General features: G+C 68.2%; 23 protein-coding genes. 11 read left to right on the top strand and 12 right to left on the bottom strand.

The genetic code is table 11. From position 1 onward, the window contains the following. Position 1 precedes the first annotated feature (1 nt). Genes ACIBUY_RS05825 through ACIBUY_RS05785 form a run of 9 tightly spaced genes read left to right on the top strand, consistent with a single transcriptional unit; the run spans position 2 to position 7,936 of the window. The gene (locus tag ACIBUY_RS05825) at positions 2-1,303 is read left to right on the top strand and encodes a hypothetical protein (protein ID WP_365567343.1); all 1,302 of its coding nucleotides are present in this window, start codon (positions 2-4) and stop codon (positions 1,301-1,303) included. Further along, positions 1,290-2,150 (top strand): hypothetical protein, encoded by an 861-nt coding sequence (locus ACIBUY_RS05820; RefSeq protein WP_365567341.1) that lies wholly within the window; start codon positions 1,290-1,292, stop codon positions 2,148-2,150. The genes ACIBUY_RS05825 and ACIBUY_RS05820 overlap by 14 nt, the downstream gene beginning before the upstream one ends. Next, positions 2,150-2,875, top strand: a complete 726-nt coding sequence (locus tag ACIBUY_RS05815) for a hypothetical protein (RefSeq protein WP_365567339.1) — start codon at positions 2,150-2,152, stop codon at positions 2,873-2,875. Before ACIBUY_RS05820 ends, ACIBUY_RS05815 begins: the two co-directional genes overlap by 1 nt. After that, positions 2,872-3,438, top strand: coding sequence for a hypothetical protein (locus ACIBUY_RS05810; RefSeq protein WP_365567337.1), 567 nt, complete (start codon positions 2,872-2,874; stop codon positions 3,436-3,438). The genes ACIBUY_RS05815 and ACIBUY_RS05810 overlap by 4 nt, the downstream gene beginning before the upstream one ends. After that, positions 3,438-4,055, top strand: coding sequence for a hypothetical protein (locus ACIBUY_RS05805; protein ID WP_365567336.1), 618 nt, complete (start codon positions 3,438-3,440; stop codon positions 4,053-4,055). The genes ACIBUY_RS05810 and ACIBUY_RS05805 overlap by 1 nt, the downstream gene beginning before the upstream one ends. A gap of 13 nt (positions 4,056-4,068) precedes the next feature. After that, positions 4,069-4,674: a hypothetical protein gene (locus ACIBUY_RS05800; RefSeq protein WP_365567334.1), complete on the top strand. Its 606-nt coding sequence runs from the start codon at positions 4,069-4,071 to the stop codon at positions 4,672-4,674. Then, positions 4,667-5,350 carry a hypothetical protein gene (locus ACIBUY_RS05795; RefSeq protein WP_365567332.1) on the top strand — a complete coding sequence of 228 codons (684 nt, stop codon included), beginning with the start codon at positions 4,667-4,669 and terminating at the stop codon, positions 5,348-5,350. Before ACIBUY_RS05800 ends, ACIBUY_RS05795 begins: the two co-directional genes overlap by 8 nt. Positions 5,351-5,354: 4 nt before the next feature. Continuing rightward, the gene (locus ACIBUY_RS05790; RefSeq protein ID WP_365567330.1) at positions 5,355-5,999 is read left to right on the top strand and encodes a hypothetical protein; all 645 of its coding nucleotides are present in this window, start codon (positions 5,355-5,357) and stop codon (positions 5,997-5,999) included. Continuing rightward, positions 5,999-7,936 (top strand): right-handed parallel beta-helix repeat-containing protein, encoded by a 1,938-nt coding sequence (locus ACIBUY_RS05785; RefSeq protein ID WP_365567328.1) that lies wholly within the window; start codon positions 5,999-6,001, stop codon positions 7,934-7,936. The genes ACIBUY_RS05790 and ACIBUY_RS05785 overlap by 1 nt, the downstream gene beginning before the upstream one ends. A 286-nt stretch (positions 7,937-8,222) precedes the next feature. On the opposite strand, the gene ACIBUY_RS05780 is transcribed toward ACIBUY_RS05785, so the two are convergent. The 5 genes from ACIBUY_RS05780 to ACIBUY_RS05760 form a co-directional block, all read right to left on the bottom strand. Then, a complete protein-coding gene (locus ACIBUY_RS05780) occupies positions 8,223-9,314 on the bottom strand; it encodes a methyltransferase domain-containing protein (protein WP_365567326.1) in 1,092 nt (363 codons plus the stop codon). Then, the gene (tgmB, locus tag ACIBUY_RS05775; protein ID WP_365567324.1) at positions 9,311-10,285 is read right to left on the bottom strand and encodes an ATP-grasp ribosomal peptide maturase; all 975 of its coding nucleotides are present in this window, start codon (positions 10,283-10,285) and stop codon (positions 9,311-9,313) included. Before tgmB ends, ACIBUY_RS05780 begins: the two co-directional genes overlap by 4 nt. Continuing rightward, on the bottom strand, positions 10,282-10,503 hold the full coding sequence (locus ACIBUY_RS05770) for a hypothetical protein (protein WP_365567322.1): 222 nt from the start codon (positions 10,501-10,503) through the stop codon (positions 10,282-10,284). The genes tgmB and ACIBUY_RS05770 overlap by 4 nt, the downstream gene beginning before the upstream one ends. A 116-nt stretch (positions 10,504-10,619) precedes the next feature. After that, positions 10,620-11,225: a DUF5753 domain-containing protein gene (locus ACIBUY_RS05765; protein ID WP_365567320.1), complete on the bottom strand. Its 606-nt coding sequence runs from the start codon at positions 11,223-11,225 to the stop codon at positions 10,620-10,622. A 159-nt stretch (positions 11,226-11,384) separates the two neighbouring features. Next, positions 11,385-11,789, bottom strand: coding sequence for a hypothetical protein (locus tag ACIBUY_RS05760; protein ID WP_365567318.1), 405 nt, complete (start codon positions 11,787-11,789; stop codon positions 11,385-11,387). Between the two features lie 152 nt (positions 11,790-11,941). On the opposite strand from ACIBUY_RS05760, the gene ACIBUY_RS05755 reads away from it, so the two are divergent. Both ACIBUY_RS05755 and ACIBUY_RS05750 read left to right on the top strand, forming a co-directional pair. Beyond that, positions 11,942-13,201 (top strand): XRE family transcriptional regulator, encoded by a 1,260-nt coding sequence (locus ACIBUY_RS05755; RefSeq protein WP_365567316.1) that lies wholly within the window; start codon positions 11,942-11,944, stop codon positions 13,199-13,201. After that, positions 13,194-13,742 carry a GNAT family N-acetyltransferase gene (locus ACIBUY_RS05750; protein WP_365567314.1) on the top strand — a complete coding sequence of 183 codons (549 nt, stop codon included), beginning with the start codon at positions 13,194-13,196 and terminating at the stop codon, positions 13,740-13,742. The genes ACIBUY_RS05755 and ACIBUY_RS05750 overlap by 8 nt, the downstream gene beginning before the upstream one ends. 72 nt (positions 13,743-13,814) lie before the next feature. Here ACIBUY_RS05750 and ACIBUY_RS05745 read toward each other — a convergent pair whose 3' ends face one another. The 7 genes from ACIBUY_RS05745 to ACIBUY_RS05715 form a co-directional block, all read right to left on the bottom strand. Beyond that, positions 13,815-14,600 carry a hypothetical protein gene (locus tag ACIBUY_RS05745; protein WP_365567313.1) on the bottom strand — a complete coding sequence of 262 codons (786 nt, stop codon included), beginning with the start codon at positions 14,598-14,600 and terminating at the stop codon, positions 13,815-13,817. Next, positions 14,590-15,270: a hypothetical protein gene (locus tag ACIBUY_RS05740; RefSeq protein WP_365567311.1), complete on the bottom strand. Its 681-nt coding sequence runs from the start codon at positions 15,268-15,270 to the stop codon at positions 14,590-14,592. Before ACIBUY_RS05740 ends, ACIBUY_RS05745 begins: the two co-directional genes overlap by 11 nt. A 185-nt stretch (positions 15,271-15,455) precedes the next feature. Beyond that, entirely contained in the window at positions 15,456-15,701 is a 246-nt protein-coding gene (locus ACIBUY_RS05735) for a hypothetical protein (protein ID WP_365567309.1), read from the bottom strand. Continuing rightward, positions 15,698-16,291: a Rad52/Rad22 family DNA repair protein gene (locus tag ACIBUY_RS05730; RefSeq protein ID WP_365567307.1), complete on the bottom strand. Its 594-nt coding sequence runs from the start codon at positions 16,289-16,291 to the stop codon at positions 15,698-15,700. The genes ACIBUY_RS05735 and ACIBUY_RS05730 overlap by 4 nt, the downstream gene beginning before the upstream one ends. 142 nt (positions 16,292-16,433) lie before the next feature. Further along, the gene (locus ACIBUY_RS05725) at positions 16,434-16,991 is read right to left on the bottom strand and encodes a hypothetical protein (protein WP_365567305.1); all 558 of its coding nucleotides are present in this window, start codon (positions 16,989-16,991) and stop codon (positions 16,434-16,436) included. A 73-nt stretch (positions 16,992-17,064) separates the two neighbouring features. Further along, entirely contained in the window at positions 17,065-17,448 is a 384-nt protein-coding gene (locus tag ACIBUY_RS05720; protein ID WP_365567303.1) for a hypothetical protein, read from the bottom strand. Next, positions 17,445-17,756 carry a hypothetical protein gene (locus ACIBUY_RS05715; protein ID WP_365567301.1) on the bottom strand — a complete coding sequence of 104 codons (312 nt, stop codon included), beginning with the start codon at positions 17,754-17,756 and terminating at the stop codon, positions 17,445-17,447. The genes ACIBUY_RS05720 and ACIBUY_RS05715 overlap by 4 nt, the downstream gene beginning before the upstream one ends. Positions 17,757-17,835 lie beyond the last annotated feature (79 nt).

Below are 17,835 nucleotides of genomic sequence, written 5' to 3'. Positions count from 1 at the left end.
CATGGCCCGCTCCCTCGGCTGTGCGAACGAGTACCTCGTCGTCCTCAACTACCGCGGCGGCCCCCAGAACGGCATCGCCGCGATCGTCGAGCGCCCGGCCGTCATCAAGTGGCAGCGCATCCTCGACGCCATCAGCGTCTGCGCCATCACGCTGGCCAAGCCGCTGTGCGGCTCCCTGACCCGGGCCCTGAACCCCACGCTCGTACAGGACCCGGAGTGGGCGTACGAGATCACCATCTACCGCGACCAGGACACCGAACCCGTCTGGTGCGGGCCGCTGGTCACCTACACCGAGACCCGCAGCACGATCACCCTCGGCGGCGCCGACCTCCTCGCCTGGCTCAAGATGAGGCCCATCCCGGTCGACTACCGCTACACCGGCAAGAGTTCCCTCGACGCGTCCGAGCTGGCCGCCTGGGTCATGAACGAGGCCTACGCCCTCGACGACCCCCTCGCACGAGCGAACATCATCACGACCCCGGCCGGGATGCCCGCGTCCCGGCGCGGCCAGGCATGGACCGAAGTCGCCTGGGATGCCATCAACGCGCTCGTCGCCGCGCACATCGACCTCACCTGCGTACGACGCACCATCCTCATCGGCCCCGAGCAACACTCCGTCCTGGGCCGCGTACTGCGCCTGACGGAGGACGATTTCACCGGCGACGAGGGTCCCACGATCGAACGGGACGGCTACACCGCCGCGACGATGTTCACGGCCAAGGCACAAGGCCTGCAAGGTGTCGCGGCAGATCCGAACGCCGTGTCGCCGACCGACTCGAACTGGGTCGACATCCACGCCATCAAGAAGGACGGCGAGGACGGCACCCCGGAGTTCACCCAGCCCGACCTGACGCCTACCGCGAGCGCCGTACAGGCACAGACCCCACCGAACGTCGCCACGGTCGGCGGGACCGAGGAAGGCTGGCGCGGCCTGCTGTGGCAGCTGCGCTCCATGCAGGGAACCCGCCTCATCGACGAAGTCACCCTCACTGCCCAGCGCGGTCTTCGGCGCGGACGCCACCCGCACTACCTGCGCATGTCCGCCTCCCAGCTCCACCCCAAAGCACCGGTCCCGATCGAGGACCTGATCCCGGGCGCCCGCGTCCGCCTCGATCTCGACGAGACCTGGGTACGCCCGCTGAACACGCCGATGCGGCTGACCAACGTGGACGTCACCTTCGACAAGAACGGCGAGACCGTCACGATCGCGTGCGAGCCCGTGTCGATCAACGTCGAGGACCCCACCGACGAAGAGCAGGAACTTCCCGACGACCAGGAGGAGGCCCTGAGTGGCACGCGCTGACAGCCTCGCCGGCACCCCCGACCCGCTCGCACTCCCGGAGCGGCTCACCCAACTGGAAACCAGGCTCGCTCAGTTGGAGGCCGGGATCGGAGGAGGCTTCGTACTCGCCCCTGACGCCGACGCCGACGGGCAGCTCAACGTGGAGACCAACGACGGGAACAAGCTCCAGATCTTCCCGCCGCTCGTCACGCCGCAGATGATCGAAGACCTGTGGGCGCAAGTCACCCCCGAGACCGTCGAGTTCGACCTCAACCGGGGCAAGGCCCAGCTCACCCGCGTCGGCAGCCGAGTGTGGATCGTGGGCCAGGCCACCCCGATCAACGCACCAGGCTGGCACAACGGCACCAACATCATCGGCGTGGTGCCGCAGGAGTTCGCGCCCACTGCGTGGCAGTCCTTCCCCTGCGCGAACGAGGCAGCCCACGCCACCGGGACGCGTACGACCCGGTGTGACATCAACGTCGCCGGGGAGATCCGCTTCTACTCCATGCCCGCCCTACGCGTGGACCCGCACCGCGTGCCCGTCACGGTCGATCTGCGCACCGACCAGCACCCGGGGCACCAGCACGGAACGTCCCAGGCCCCGCAGCACAACCACGGCAACACCGGCTCGGCCGGCGACCCGGCGCACACGCACACCACCGCCGCGGCCGGAGCCCACTCCCACACCACCCCGAACGCGGGCGTCCACTCCCACGCCGTCAGCGGAACGACGCCACACACCTACGACCAGGGGGCCGAACTCGTACCAGACACCGCGAAGTTCCCGAACTGGGTGCAGATCTGCGCGACGTGGACCATCGCGCAGCCCGAGCAAGGAGCTACAGGCGGGGGAGGAGGCATCTGATGCGCGGCTGCATCACCGACGACTTCACCCTCGCCCGAGGCCGCATCCTCGGCCTGCGTGGACCTGTCCCGGGCGCACGCACCCGGCCCGAGTCGGGGCTGTTCCGCGACGCACTCGGGCTACGGCGCGGCACCCTCACCGAAGGAGCCCTCAACCCCGTCACCGTGGAGATCACCCACACCACCAACCCTCCACCCACCATGTCCGTCGGCCAGCTGTGGAAGATCCCCATGCCGCAGGTGCGCCTACCGCGCCCGCAGGCAGTCCGCGCGTGGATGTGGTTCGGGTTCTGGACGCTGTCCTGGTCGGCGAACCTGCCCGCGAACGTGAACGGGACCACCACGATGTGGGCCGACCCCACCCACGGCAGCGAAGGGCCGCCCCAACTGCGCCCGGTCTCCCGGCGGCGAAACAACGCCATGACCAAGCCCACCGTGTGGGCCGGCGCCGAGACGTGGCCGGTGACCCAGATCGCGAACAGCGACGACGCCTCCATCGACCTGTTCCTCAACGCGCACATCGAGAACCAGCTCCTGGCCCAACTGACGCTGACCCACTACCGGATGGCGTTCACCGGCTTCACCGCGCCCGTCGACGGGGCTCGCCCGCTCACCATCGACGAAGCCCTGACCCGGGCAGTGGGCGCGGACACGATCCAAGCCGCCTTCGACGCGGCGACCGCCACCACCGTCCACACGGTGGTCGAGGAATGGAGCAACCCGTGAAGCAGACACCGGAATACGGTCTGCCGATCCTGACCGGCGACGACTCCAAGGACGACTGGGTCGCCTACTGGGACCTGCTGGCCACCAAGACCGAAGAAGTCATCAAGACCCACTCCGGCGGCGGAGGAGGCACAGCGCAACCGTTCGCCGCGGTCAAACTGCTGCCCACCGACGCCCCGAACAACTGGAACGCCCGCGCCGCCCTGGAACCCGTCCTCGTGCAGGCCGGGTACACCGTGAACTCCACCGGGATCATCGTCACCAGGCCGGGGGTGTACTGGTGTCAGGCGTACGCCCGCATGAACCGCGCCCCCAACGTGGCGACCCGCCTCGCGATCGGACTCACCACCCGGGCCACGGGCACCCCGAACGACAGCGATCCGATGAACTACTGGGGAGAATTCCCCATCCCCGGCGGCGGCAACTTCGCCCTGTCCACCCAAGGACCGGTGGTGCTGGCCGCGAACGCGGGCGTCTACCTCATGGTCCGCAACTCCGCCGACACCGAGGCACGGTGCACCGGCGGCGGCATGATGGTCACCCGGCTGGGAGACGCACCCTGATGGGCCTGCCGATCGTCACCGACCCCTGCCTGGCCCCCACGATGGGCGTCGGCACGGACAACGAGCTCGACATGCGGATCGGCAACGATCCACGCCCCCCGGTGTTCCCCTCCGAACGCGGCGTCTACAAGGACCCGCGCCTGGGCCTATGGGCCGACCCGTCCCCGACGTTCACCACCAAGAGCGCCACCACCAGCACAGGCGAGTTCGTCCTGGAGGCGGGCAAGACCGTCAACTTCGACGACACCACTGTGGACTTCGACCCGTCGCCGGTCCACACCCTGCTCATCTCCGGGGTGTTCTGGGCCCGTGTACACGCCGAACGCTCCGGCAACACCGCCGACCCGGCCGGACAGCTACGCCCCCGGCTCCTCGTACGCGGCGGCGACGACGTCCTCGCCGGATCCCTGGACCAGGTCCTCGCCGGCGGCACAGGCCTAGCCCCCGTGTGGGAAGCCACCGTGTCGCTGCCGTGGCGCACCCTCATGCAGCCCGGCACCCGCCGCCCCATCACCGGGTCCCTGCGAGCGGACTCGACGATGACCGCCACCTGGACCCTCAAGGTGGTGCGCCGCGTGCTGACGGCGACCGCCGTGACGGTCGCCACCACCGACTGAAAGAGGGGTTCACGTGGCTGACGAGGTGAGCTTCAACCCCGACCTGTTCCGCACGAATGACGCCGGCGACCTTGAACTGAACGCGGTCGAACGAGCCTGGCCGTACACCGGCGTGAGCCTGTCCCAGGGCAACGGCCTCAAGTACGACGAGCAGGGCCTGTTCGTCGACCTGCCACCCACCGTGTCCTGCCTCGGACAGGTATGGAACGCAGCCGACGGACCCGGAGCGGTCGACATCGCAGCCGGAGCCCAAGCCACTCTCGCGATCCCCGACGTCACCGCGCCCGGCCCGGTGACACAGCGGACCGCCGTCTTCGGCGGCTGGCACGTCACCTGCTGGTACCGCCTCGACCCAGCGGCCACCGACACCGGCTACCTGACCGTCGCCCTGTCCAACAACGCCCTGCCCCTCGACGACCGGCTGGTATCGAGCGGGACGCTGCGCGGCCCCATCGATGTGGCCACCGCGTTCATCCCGATCGACGACGTCATCGACGCGGGCGCGACGTTCACCACGGCCGTGAAGTGCGACCTAGACAACCAGACCGGCGGGCCCGTGACCGTCGACTTCCGGGCACGGTTCGCGGCCTACCTGCTGGAAGGAATCACCGATGCCTGACCTGAACTGCTACGGCAAGAGCCTGAAGACCATCAACGGAGTGCTGGAGGTCAAGGGCCCCACCGACGCCGCGTGGCCGCTCAAGCGCCCGCAGTCCGAGGCCAACGGCATCCACGTCGACGAGGCCGGCGGACTGTGGTCCCATGACTACCAACTCCGCGCGCTGCGCCCCGCCAGGAGCGCACCGGACGACGAGCTCTACACCATCCCCAACCCGTCCGTCATCGGCGACAACCGCAACTGGCTCGGCCCCGACTTCAAGTGGTCGATCCGCAACGACAACATGGCCTCCGACCTCATCGTCCACGGATCCTGCGCCATGTGGGGTGTCGCCCGCGGCTTCCAGACCAACACCTGGGCCGAACCCCTGATGTGGATCGACGACTCGCCGCCGCCCGCGGAGGGCTGGCGCTGGCCGCGCGTAGGCGGGCAGCGCGCCACCTTCAACTTCGCGGTCTTCTTCAACGGCACGTTCCCGTTCACCGTCACCGTGAAGCCGGGACAGGTCATCGACCTGCACCGAGCTGTCGGCATGTGGGTCGAGACCGGCAAGGACTGGCGCCCCGGCACCGAGTCCTACGTGGACCTCACCATCCGCACCCGGGCGATCGGCTACCTCGTCCAGCCTGCCCCGACCGGCGCCAACTCCACCCCCTCCTCCGTGAAGGGGGCCTGAACCGATGGCGCGCAACGCAACGATCTGCACCGGCCCCGCCTTCGGCGTCGACAACGCCGGCACCCTGCGCATCCGACAGCCGCAGGAAGCGGCCTGGCCCTACGAGACGCCGATCGAGCAGGGCAACGGCCTGTTCCAGGACGAGCAGCAGGGCCTGTGGGTGCCGCCGCAGGACCGCAATACGATCCGTCGCGACCCGGACAACCACCAGAAAGCCAACACCGGACAGGTCGCCGTCGCGCCCAAGGACTTCGTGTTCTACCCCTTCGACGACATCACCGTCACCAACCACAGCGCCGGGCGGATGCGCGTCCACCTCCTGCTGCACGTACGCACCTACGTGATCCTCTCCGACAACACCACCAACAAGAGCGTGGGCGCCCTCGACTTCAAGGTCTGGTACGACACCGACCCCGAACCGTCCGCGTGGGAGGAGTACGCCACCGCGTTCTCCGGCAGCTTCTCCTGGCGCACCACCTTCGTCGTCGATGCGAGCACATGGGCCGAGCCCCAGCAGACACGCACGATCCACTCCTCGATCCGCTACCGCAACGCCGAAGGCTCCGTCACGCACCAGGTCCAGGCGATGGAGATGAAGCCCGTCGGGTTCACCTTCGTGCCCTTCCCCAGCGAGACGGGCCTGCGCTGATGACCGTCACCCCGATCTGCGCCAGCGAGACCTTCGAACTCGACAAGCGCGGCGACCTCCAGGTCAAAACCCCTCGCAAGGGCGAGTGGCCCTTCCAGGACGAACCCGCCAACGCCAACGCCCTGTCCCTGGACAACCAGTTGGGACTGTGGGTCCCGATCCAGGGCGGCCGGGCGATCACCGGACCCGTCGAGCGCAAGAACCTCGAGGTTCCCGTCACTCCCGGCAACTGGGCGATCGCGTACTTCCAGCCGATCACCGTCACCAACCCCTCCACCGTGGTGCCGCTGCGCGCGGAGATCTCCCTGCTGTTCAAGACCTACGTCCACCTACCCGAAGGCGTCGGCGCACTGGATGTGAAGGTGTGGCACGAGGGCGAGACCGAGCCCGGATGGGACGAGGTGGCCACCCACTACAGCCAGGGCTTCACCTGGATGCAGTCCCACGTCGCCGACGCCTCCGCGTGGATCGACCCCGGGCAGACCGTGACCATCAACTCCGGGATGCGCTACGGCATCGGGCACGACTCCAACCGGCACACCGTCCGCTTCATGGAGATGCACCCCGTCGGCTTCACCTTCCACCCCTGGCCGCTCCAAGACCCCTCCGACCATCGCGTCACCCCGCCCGAGCCGGACTACGACGTGTGGGTCAACGACTTCGGCGCGACCGAGGGCGCCGCCGTCACCGACGCGGTCGCCCGCGCCAACACGCTCGCCTTCCAGGCCGCCATCGACGCCGCGGCCGCCGACGGGAACCGCGGCAAGGTGCGCGTCCCGGCAGGCACGTACTGCCTCATGGAGCGCCAGCAGGTCCGCGAGCCAATGATCCAACTCCGAGACGCCACACACCTGTTGATGCACGGCGACACCGTCCTGCTCCGGCGCGGCTGGTACCCCATGGTCGGGAACTGGGCCGCAACAGACACCTTCGGCGGCTACGACGGCCCCAAGTCCTGGACCCTTGAGGGCGGAACCCTCGACGGGAACGCCCAGTGGGCCTACGACGGACGGAACACCTCGCCGATGATGAACGTCTCCCACGGCGGCGGCATCATCGAGGGCGTCACCTTCCGCAACCAGTACGCCAACCACGCAATCGACCTGACCGGCGCGACCGGCATGATCGTCAACAACTGCCGCTTCGAAGGGTTCCTGCCCTCCCGCGACGACCGCTACAACAACACCGACTGGCCCGGCACCGTCTGGTCGAGCACCGGCTTCCCCTACATCGAAGCGATCCAACTCGACCACGCCCGCTCCGGCTCCGGACACGGCGGCGCCGAGGACGGCACCGGCGTCGACGGACTCACCGTCACGAACTGCACCTTCAGCGGCGGCAACAACTTCGGCCCGTGGCCCATCTTCGTCGGCGCCCACACCTGGCCCGCCGACAGCCCGCGCTCCGTGAACATCCTCATCGAGAACAACACCGTGCGCGACTACCTCGGCGCCGCCGTACGCCTCATCGCCTGCGACCAGGTCACCATCCGCAACAACGTCTTCGCCGGCTCCCACGATGACCGCCCCTACGGCGCGCTCGACGACGGCTCCAAGGGCTGCCTCCTGCTCCACGCGCTCGGCTCAACCCACCACTGCACCAACGTGACCATCGAGAACAACCGGCTCCAGGACACCGGCGGTCCGCACTGCGAACACGCCGCGATCAGCGTGAACGAACCCTGGTGGGGTTACGGGCCGCGTCCTGATGCCCAGAGCGACTGGCCACGCGTGGCGACGACGATTAACCGAGAGTTCCAGAACCTGCGCATCCTCAACAACCGGATCGTGGCCCACCAGGGCACCTATGCCATCGCCGCGATCAAGAACGCGCCCCGTGTCGAAATCCGCGGCAACCGCTGGAGCGACCTCCAGACCAGTCAGGGAGACCTGTTCTCCGCCGACATGACCAACGTCACCGACAACGGCCCCGAGTAGGGCAACGGGCCCCTTCCCGGACCGGGATTCGTGACGTCATCCGGGCCGGGAAGGGACAGTGAGGCCCGCCGCGCCCACTAGGGGGAGCCCCAAGGTCCAGGGGGCCAGGGCACGGCGGGAGCTTCAGGAGCAGGACCGGCTGAGGATCGCGAGCGGTACGACGATCCAGATCACGACCATGCTCAGGCTGAACACGCGCTGTCTCACCGTCGGTTCCCGCGCGTGGAGGTAACGAGGAGTACGACCGCGGTGACCCCGACTAAGACGCCGACGATGGCGGGACCGCTCACCGTGCGGGCACGGGCAGGTGCCACTGAGGTCCGCCCGGTTCGCCGTAGACCACAACCTGCCCGCCCGCAGTGATGGTCACGTGGAAGTCCTCGCGCGTGATCGTCTCGGGGAGGTCAGCGGCGACCGCTTCCACCGTGTCCCACACGCGCCCGGGCCCCACCTGGCGTACCGAGCCGTCCACGTGGGCGATCGCCGTGGAGCCGTCCGGGGTCCAGATCCCCACCGCCAAACGCCGACCGTCGGCATCGTTCCAGGAACAGGTGGTGTGACCAGGTAGGGCTAGGGACAGGGGGAACTTCAGACTGTCCAGGATTCGCTCCGGTGCTACCTTCGCCTTCTCCAGGGGGGCGTCGCGGGCCGCGTCGAAGGCGGGGGGGTGAACGGCTGGCCCGCGTGTGGCCATGAACTGGGCCGGGATCGGCAAGAACCGGCCTGTGGCGTGTCCGGCGTCGGCGAGCGTGAGGTTGACGATGCCGTAGCCGAGGGGCGCGACGATTTGTGTGCCGCTGATCCCCTGTGCCAGCAGCGCAGGGGGGATGTGGGTCAGCCCCACGGTCGAGATGATCCGGTCATAGGGTGCGCAGCGCGGATAGCCGAGCGTGCCATCGCCCGCGATCACCATGGGCTGGTGTCCTGCGTGTTGCAGGTGGCGGATGGCAGCTGCGGCCAGCATCTCGTCCGGTTCCATGCTCACCAACTGGTGGTCGCCGAGCCTGTCGGCCAGCAGCGCCAGGTTGTAGCCGGTGCCGGTGCCCAGTTCGAGAACGCTCTGCCCCGGCTGGGGGTCGAGGGCTTCGAGCATCGCCAGCATCAGCGTGGGCTGGCTGGAGGAGCTAGTGGGGATGTTCTGCTCGTCGATCTGGGTCGTCAGCGCCGCGTCCGAGTACACGGCGTCCAGGTATCCGCGATCACCCCAGTTGACCGCGTTCCAGATGCCTGCGGTGTCCTGCCGGTAGAAGCAGGGCACGAAGACGTGCCGGGGGACACGCTCGAACGGGACGCGCCAGGGGGAGGCGGGGTCTGGAACCGTGCGTGCGGCGAACTCACGCCGCAGCTTCACCGCCGTGTCCGTGTCGGGCCAGTTCATCTGGTGACTCCTTGCAGGTAGTCGGCGTGCGCGGCGGCGATCGGCAAACCGGTGCGGTTCTCCACCCACCCCCAGGTGCCGGCCGGGTTGTTCTCGAAGAACACCCACTCGCCGGCGGGGGTGACGGCGAAGTCGAAGCTGCCGAAGACGATCCCGTACGAGGCCAGGAAGCGGCGCACGGCGGTCGCGACGTGCTCGGGCACGGCGCACGTGTCGTAGGTGATGTGCTCGTAGTCGGTGCGCCAGTCGACGCCAGCCTTCTCGGACGTCGTGTGCAGCGTGCCGCCGAACAGCTGGTCGCCGACGGCCACGAGCCGCACCTCGTAGGCCTTGGCGATGCGCTCTTGGAAGTAGTGGGCGGTGGTGCGGACCGAGTCGTCGAAGGCGGCCGGATCGACCTGATGCGTGGCGACCATCAGCGAACGGTCCTCCATCGGCAGGCGTCCACCGAGGATCGGCTTGCAGATCACCGGACCGTCGATCTGCTTGGCGAAGCCGCGGGCGGCATCGGGGTCGTTGGTGATGATGCTGCGCGGCACCAGGAGCCCGGCCCGGGTGGCGGCGACGAGCTGCTGCGGCTTGTGGGAGGCGATCCGATCGTGGTGCGGGTTGTTGATCCACGGCACGGGCAGCGCGGTGAGCAGGTTCAGCATCGCGGCGTCCGCCTGGTCGCGGGCCCAGGAGTGGTAGGGCTCGGGCACCGCATCGGCGATGAGCGGGCGCCCGGGCCGTCGCCAGTAGACGGCCCGGACGTCCTCAAGCCGCACCGTCCGGCGCCCGTCGTCCAGCACCCCGCACCAGCCAGGCCCGTCACCCGCGTGCGAGGCGGTGAGGGTGAGCTGCTGCGGGAACGCGGCGACGTCCAACCGTATGACCGGGACCTGACGCTGGTTGAGCTGGTCGACGACCATGTCGGCCTCGGCATCCAGCTGCTCGGCAACGACGAGTACCGGGCGGGCGGCGGCCCTCATGAGGCGGACGCGTAGTACGGGTCGGGAACGTCGTCGCCCTTGCCGTCCTGGTTGGTGTCCGTCGTGGACGCGGCCTGCGGCATGGTGTGCCACGGGGTCCCGTCCGGCTGCTCGTTGAGCTGGCGCTCCGGGTTCCAGGCCACGCCGTCGATGGACGTCTTGACCAGGCACGGCGGCGCCGCGGCTTTCGCGGCGAACGGGATGGTGACGGTTGTCATGGTGTCCTCCGTAGGCGGGTTGGGGATGTGTGGGGCCCGCTGCCCGAGTTGCCGAATGCCGTTCGGGACCGTGCCCGAGCAGCGGGAGTCTCAGAGGGTGCGCGTCTGGGCAAGAACTAGCCGTCCAGATAAGCCAGTTCGGCCCGTACGATCGCTTTGGCCTCCTCGCCGTAGACCGCGGAGTGTTCCAGCAGAGTGAACGCCCGCTCGTAGCGCTGAATCTGGTCTTCTGCGGTGTGCGTGGGGGACTGCCCGAAAAGCTCGATTTCGACGCGCTTGCCGTCAAAGATGCCGAAGCTGTTGCCCGGGAAGACCTGGAGCTGAGCCCTGCTGGGGATGAGACCGAGGGTGACTCCTGGCAGATCGAATGAGTCCAGGACGCGGCGGACCTGGTTCCGCATGACGTCGGTGCCCCCGATGTTGGAACGGAGTGCCTGCTCGCCGAGCAGGGTGTGGTACGTCCGCCCATCTCGGCCGAACAGTTGCGCCCGTGCGGTGCGTGCTTGGACCCCTGCCTCGATGTCGCGGGGGGTGCCCAGGTAGTCCACGACGAGCGTGAGCATCGCCCTTACGTACTCCGGCGTCTGAAGATTCCCCCAGATCACGTCAGGGCAGTAGTGCTTGGTCTCCCGGGACTGCCTGACCAGGTCCAGGAATGCCTCCTGTGTCGGCCCCATGCCCTGCTGGTGCAACTCGTCCCAGGGCTTGGTCGTCTCGGACATGCTCGCCTCCGCTTGTGGTTGGTGAGGCTGTCGGCTTCCACTCGGGTGGTAGGCCCGGCCTGCTGATGAATACGCTCCGTTGAAGACGCGGCAGTTCACTCGCCGCCGGCAGCGTCGCGCCGGGGACACGACGCGGCAGTTGCTGTGCCTCGTGGGCGCTCACAACTCGCCGACCTTCGCGCCCTTGTTCTCCGCGGTCCGCGGGTCCAGGACGTCCGCGAGCGATGCCGCGCAGCGCGCCAAGGTCTTCACGTGGCTGTACACCCGGTAGTCGGAGTCGTTGGCCGTCGGCTTGGTCGGCGAGTCAACGGCTCGGTACGCGGTGCGGAACACGGCCAGCGTCGCGTGAGCACGGTCCGGCGAGTCTTCGCGCACCAGCCGCTGTACCAGTTCGGTGAGGACATCCTGGTACTGGTCCAACGCCGGGCGGTTTGTGGTCGCCAACGTCAGCTCCTCGGTCGCCCGCGCTACCTCCCGCACCACCGGGTAGTCGATGGGTTCTTCGGAGGTCGGCCGCACGTCGAACGGGCTCCGGTCGTACGGCGCCTTCCTCACCGCGATCATCTGCACTCCTTGCGTCCGTGGGGTCGGTGAATCCAGTACAGCCACCCCGACGCATCCGGTCCACGAAGTTCCGGTTCGCATCCGGTCGCCAGCAACCGGAAGTTTTTACCTTCCGCCTTCATCCGCGATCACCCCAGCGCTACGTTGATGGGGTGCCAAATGATGTGCTGCAACGGCGCATGACCCAACTCGGCATGAGGCAAGAGGAGTTAGCCGAGAAGCTCAACGACGCCATCGAGTCATTCACCGGTACGCGCGGCAAGACCACGGCGCGCACCGTGTGGAACCTGCTGAACGAGGTTGAGTGGCCGTACACGAAGATGCGGCTCGCCTTAGAGGACGTATTCGCATGCCCCATTGAAGAACTGGGCTTTACCCCACGGACCGCCAAGTCCGCTGACACGAAGGACAACGCCCCCGTGGACCGCCGAAAGTTTGGCGTACTCACCGCTGGCCTGGCCGCAGGCGCTGCCGCGCCCCGTGCGCCGTACCGTGTCGGCACGAGTGATGTCGCCCGCCTGCACCGCAAGTTCGCCGAGATCATCGCCAAGGACCACCGCCAGGGCGGGCGCCGCTCCATCGAGAACCAGGCCCTCGGCTTGGCCGGTGAAGCCCTCGGCCTTCTCAACGAAGGCCCGTGCTCGCAGCGGGTGAAGAGCCTGATCTACACCACGGCCGCATCGTTCACGTCGTCAGCGATGTGGGCCGCCATCGACGGTCGCCGCTTCGAGCCAGCACAGCGCCACTTCGACCGCGCTTCCAGCCTCGCGGGCATGTCCGGTGACCAGGCAATCCAGTTCCGCATCTGGTCGCACGCCGGCACCCTGTACCGGCACCTGGGCCGCCCCGCCGACGCCCTCGCAGCCAACGACGTCGCCCGCCGCCTGCGCATCACCCGTTCCGACCCCCTGTTCGCCGCACTAGGCCATGCGCGGCATGCTGCGATCTACGGAGTGCCGGGGGACACCAACGCCATCCAGCGGTGCCTGGGCTTGGCCATAGATGCCTATCAGCGCTCCCAGAATGCCGAGCACGAGCGGCCGGTGTGGCTCACCGCGTTCTTCGACCGCGCCGAACTGCATTCGTTGGCGACCGCGGCCTTCCTCGCAGCTCACGAGTACGAGGAAGCCGAAGCGCACGCCCACCAGAGCCTCGCGCTCCTGCGTCCTCCGATGGTGCGTTCCCGCGCCATCACCACCGCTCGCCTGGCCCACGCCCAGCTCGGCCAGGGGGATCTCGGCCCGGCGGTGCGCAGCGCCATGGCCATCCAGGACGCCTCGACAGCCCACCCTCGCGTGCTTGCCATGCTCGATACATTCGGCCAGCAGCTCGGACGCACCGCACCGCGCAGCAGCCACGCTCGCCAATGGGCCCTTCACGCCCACGATCACCTTGGAGGTCCCCGTGACTGATCTCGTGCACGCCCGCAACATCGACGACGTGTGGGAGACCCTGATCGAGGTCTACGCCGAGGTGCGCAAGGACCAACTCCACATCCCCCACTACTCCGTCGAACGCTACGCCGAGCGCCTCGCCCGCCATGGCAAAGAGATCGGCTGGGAGGCAGTGATCGCCTCCGAGAACGGACAGCCCGTCGGCTACGGGTACGTCAACAGCCTCGTCCCGTTCGAGGACCGCTGGTGGAAACGCACGACACCGGCTCCCGGAGACGAGATCACTGGACGGCCCACCGTCGGAATCAAGGAGATGATGGTCCTTCCTGAGCACCGTCGCCAAGGGATCGCACGACAGATCCACGACGCACTGCTCTCCGAACGCGACGAGGTCAATGCCTCACTCATGGTCTCCCCTGCCAACCAGGACGGCCGAGTGCAAGCCCTCTATGCGGCGTGGGGGTACCGCGCCATCGGCGGGTCACAATCGTCCCCCGACGCGCCTCCGCTCACGGTGATGGTCCGCCCGGTTCATATGCGCGATCAGGTCGAGGCCTAGCCCTGAGAGGGCGGCGCACGAGGACCGACTACCGCACGAAAGGTCCGCCACTCTGCCGCCGGCAGCGTCGGGCTACACCAGGCGGGCACGCAGCATGTTCGTCGCAGTAGAAGGCTGGCCGTCCACGCCCTCGTGGAGGAGTTCGAGCAGGGTACGTGCCACCTCGTCGAAGGGCTGACCGGTCTCGGCGGCCTCACGTTTGAGGTATTCGTTCAGCAGCGACACCTGCCCCGAGGTGAGAGCCTGCCTCTCGATCGCCCGCGGGGACGCGGGCGACTCCACGACCTCGGCGTCCAGGACCTCGTCAGTGAGCGACTGCCGGGCGTGGGCGCGTAGATCGACGCTATCGGGCACCTGCTTGGGCAGCGCCCGCACGATCCGCGACAGGTTTGCCTGCGTCGGCTTCTCTCCGGCTTCCTGCACCCCCGACAGCAGCTCGGTCACGCCCGACTCGCCGCGTGCCGCGTACAGCGCCCCCAGCTCCCGCGCCGGTCCCGGCGCACTCAATCCGAGCGGGGCTCCGGCCTTCATGATCGGGGCGGCGGCGATGATCCGGTTGACCGTGGATACGTCCTGGCCCCACCTTGCCGGGCAGTACTGCTCCCAGGTGAGCCCGTAGCGGACGTGCAGCCCTTCGTCCTTGATCGTCTTGAATGCCTCGCCGGCCTCCCACGTCGCCTTCGCCAGAGCGCCGATGCGAGCCTCGGCCTGCACCAACTTCACTTGCTGGGCGGGGGACCACGGGGCGCTCGCGTCGATCGGCAGCCCGGCTCCGGCGGCCGTGCCGAGGTTCCCGCGTGCGGCATGCCCGTGGGCGAGCATCGCTGCGTTGTGATCGGCATTGGTGTTACGAGCCACGGACAGCCACCTCGAGGATTTTGTCGGCGGCCATCGCCATGGGGTCGCTCGCGGGCACGTGCAGGGGCTTGCCGAAGGACTGCGAGTAGCCGCGCCGGGCATCGGAGTTGGGGATCCACACGTTCAGCACGTCGTACCCCGCCTCGCGCAGGTTCCCGGCGGTCTCCCCGGGGGACGCAGCCGAAGCGTTCGTTCGCGTCAGGCACACGAGCAGCGGAGGCGGGACCATGCCCATGGCCTGCATCGTCGCGAACGCCGTGCGCACCGAGGCGGCCCGCTGGAGCTCCATGCCGGTGGGCTGGATCATCAGGACCGCGAGGTGCGCGACGGAGAGAGCGGCCATGTGGGCGCCGCCGACACGGGCCTTCCACGCATCGGTGTCGATGCCCAGAATGCCGCGCTCGGGGGTGCAGGCGAGAGCCATCTGCGGAAGGCTCATCGCGTCGCGGTGCGCGGCGACCGGGCAGCCGATCGGCGACAGTTCGTCCCACGTCGCGAGAGAGCCGTCCTCGTCTTCGCCGGGCTCGTCAGTGTCGAGTCCGGCCGTCGGGACTCCGAGGTCACTCCAGCGCTTGAGGAAGTGCGCGAGCGCGGTCGTCTTCGTGGATCCGCCCTTGCCGACGATGGCGACACGGATCCCGTGGTCAGGGAGTTCAGGGAGGCTGGTCATGCGCGCGAACCTAGAGCTGCACACTGCCAGGGGGCCGTGGTGGGTCGGGCCTTGCTGGCGCCGTTACTCTGGAGGGCTTTGCCCTCGCCCATCCAAGTTCGACAAAGGTGCAGGTCACCGAAGTGCGGCCGGTGACAGCGTGGGGATTTCTTCCAGCTGAACCAGCTGGAAGAAATCTCTTCCGGCTACAGGTCCGCTGGCACCTCACGGGGGTCGAGCCCCAGGTGCGTGCAGATGGCCTCCAGCATGTCCTGCTGCCGGCGGAGCATCTGCTGTTGCTGGCGGAGGGCGTCGAGCGCGACAGCGAGGTGATCGCCGCGCACCGGGCGGAACTTGGCGAGATCGTACTGGGGGAAGGCCCGGGCATGCTCGGCGGCCTCCACCGTGCGCTTCACGGCCTCGGCCAGCTCCGCCTCGGTGCGGCTGCTCATGCCGCCTCATCCTCCTCGCTCTTGATCCGCGGGTCACCCACGTACGGGATCATGGACTGAACGATGCGCTGATCAGGCTTGATGTCCTTGTAGTAGAGACCGATGCCGAACGCATCGCCCAGGTTCACCGCACAGCGCTTGAGGGCCCCGGACAGGGCGGACTTCATGGCATTGTCGTGGGCGTCCCCGTAGTTGGTCTGGTTCGTCTTGGCGTCGAAGGCAGCGTCCTCGAACTCGGCGATGACGTGCCCGCACGGAGCCTTGATCGTCAGGCGGGCCTGGGCACGGTAGGCGACGTTGAAGCGTGTGCTCCCGTCGTCGTGCTTGAAGTTCACGTCCAGGGTGCAGTCGAGGTCGAGCGTTTCCAGGGCCCATCCGCCGACGCCGAACACGCGGTTGAGCCAGACCCGGACGTCGTACGCCTTCACGTACCGAAAGCCCTTGGGGTCCTGGTGGACGCGCTGCCAGTCGAGCGGCTTCAGCAGGTATTCGAGCTGCAACGGGGACAGCTGACAGACGTGGGCCTCCGGCTTGAGGAGGGACGACGTCTCGTTACGCTTGAGGTGGTGCAGGGTGGTGGGTCGCTCCATGCGGTGTGATCCCCTTCTGTGCTCCGAAAGCGTGTCGCGTGCTGATCTGGCTGGTCATGGGCGACACGCTTTCCTTTTGCTCTTAAATCAAACAGTACAGGAGGGGTGAGGGTTTCCCCGGACGATGTCCGGGTGATGCCCGCTACTCCTGACGGGTCCTGCGTGATCCGGTACGCGGGGTCGGCTTCAAGGTCTTGGGGTCCAGACGTTCGGTCGCGACCCCCCATCGGTTCGCGGTGTCCTCGCGCCAGTAGACGAACCCTGCCTCGCGCAGGTCCTCCACCGGAATGTCGTCAGGGTTTCCGCGCATGGTGCGCCGCTTCGTCCACTGGTTGATCGTGGAGATCTGCACGCCGAACTTGGCCGCCATCTGCGGCACGGACAGCAGCGCGACCCCGTCCACGTCGACTTTCTGACCCTCGGGGTAGCCGCTGTGAGAACCGCGGGAGACCTTCTTCACGACCGTGCCGTCCTCGCCGAGGATGCCCTTGCGCCGGCCGCCGAGATAGACCAGGCGCGGGGAGTACACGTGGGCGCGTCCACGCCCCTCTGTGGTGCCCACTGGCCGGCCGAACGTGCCCTGGATGGACCATGCCGTCGCAGTCGGTGCCTTGAGCTGGAGCCGCTCCGCAATCTCCTTGAGGGTGATCGGTTCCGTCTCCTCCCACCAAGGGGTCTTGCTGTTCTCGTGTGCGCTCATGAGCCACTGCCTTGTCGGGATTCTGATCTGGCTGATATTCCCAACAGTACAGCCGCGTGGCGCGCACGGCGCCTCAGGCGCCAACCGGCGCCTGGACGTCGAGATCCATGCAGTCGCATCCGAGGTCGTCGCACGGCAGGCGCAGGTCCTCGGTCAGCGGCCCGTGGTGGCGGAGGTAGGTGTGCCCGCAGGTGCAGTACGAACCGCCACCGGCCTCGTGGATGCGGCGGTGGCGTTCGCTCCACGCGGTCTCGAACGCGTCCTCGCGCTCGGCCGACGCCGCCTCGTCCGCGAGGCCGGCGGGAGTGAGCCGCTGCTCCAGCACCGAGGCGTCGACGTCGGCGAGTACCGCAGCCAGCTCGGGCTGCTGGGCGGCAAGTTGAGTCAGGCGCCGTAGCGCGGTGGCCTGGCGCCGGATGTCGATATCGCTCTCGATGTGCGCGGGGTGCTCGGTCATCGGTGCAGCTCCGGGTGCTGGCGGTCGAAGGAGTGCCCAAGGCCCAGGATCTTGGACACCTCTCGCAGGCTACGGACGTCCACTGACATCGCCGCACTCTTGTCGAGACCGGCGATGTGCTCGGCCAGGTCGCGGGCGGTCTCGGGGAAGGCGCAGTCCACACGGGCCGGATAGCTCTCGCCGTCGCGGTGCCAGGTCAGTTCCCAGTTCCAGTCCTCCGCGTGGATCGTCACGAGCCCGTGGGGGGTGACGGTCTCATAGGCGGCGAACGGCTCGGGCCGTAGCTCGGTCCAGGTCAGAGTGGGCATGGGGGATCCTTGCGGGTAAGCCCCTTCGGGGCATGTTTGTAACAGTACAGATGTGGAGTGGTTCGGCCGGTCACCCCGC

Origin of the sequence: Streptomyces sp. NPDC050085, assembly GCF_044460595.1 — a bacterium.
Lineage (GTDB): Bacteria > Actinomycetota > Actinomycetes > Streptomycetales > Streptomycetaceae > Streptomyces.
This window is presented reverse-complemented; position numbering and strand designations above follow the sequence as displayed.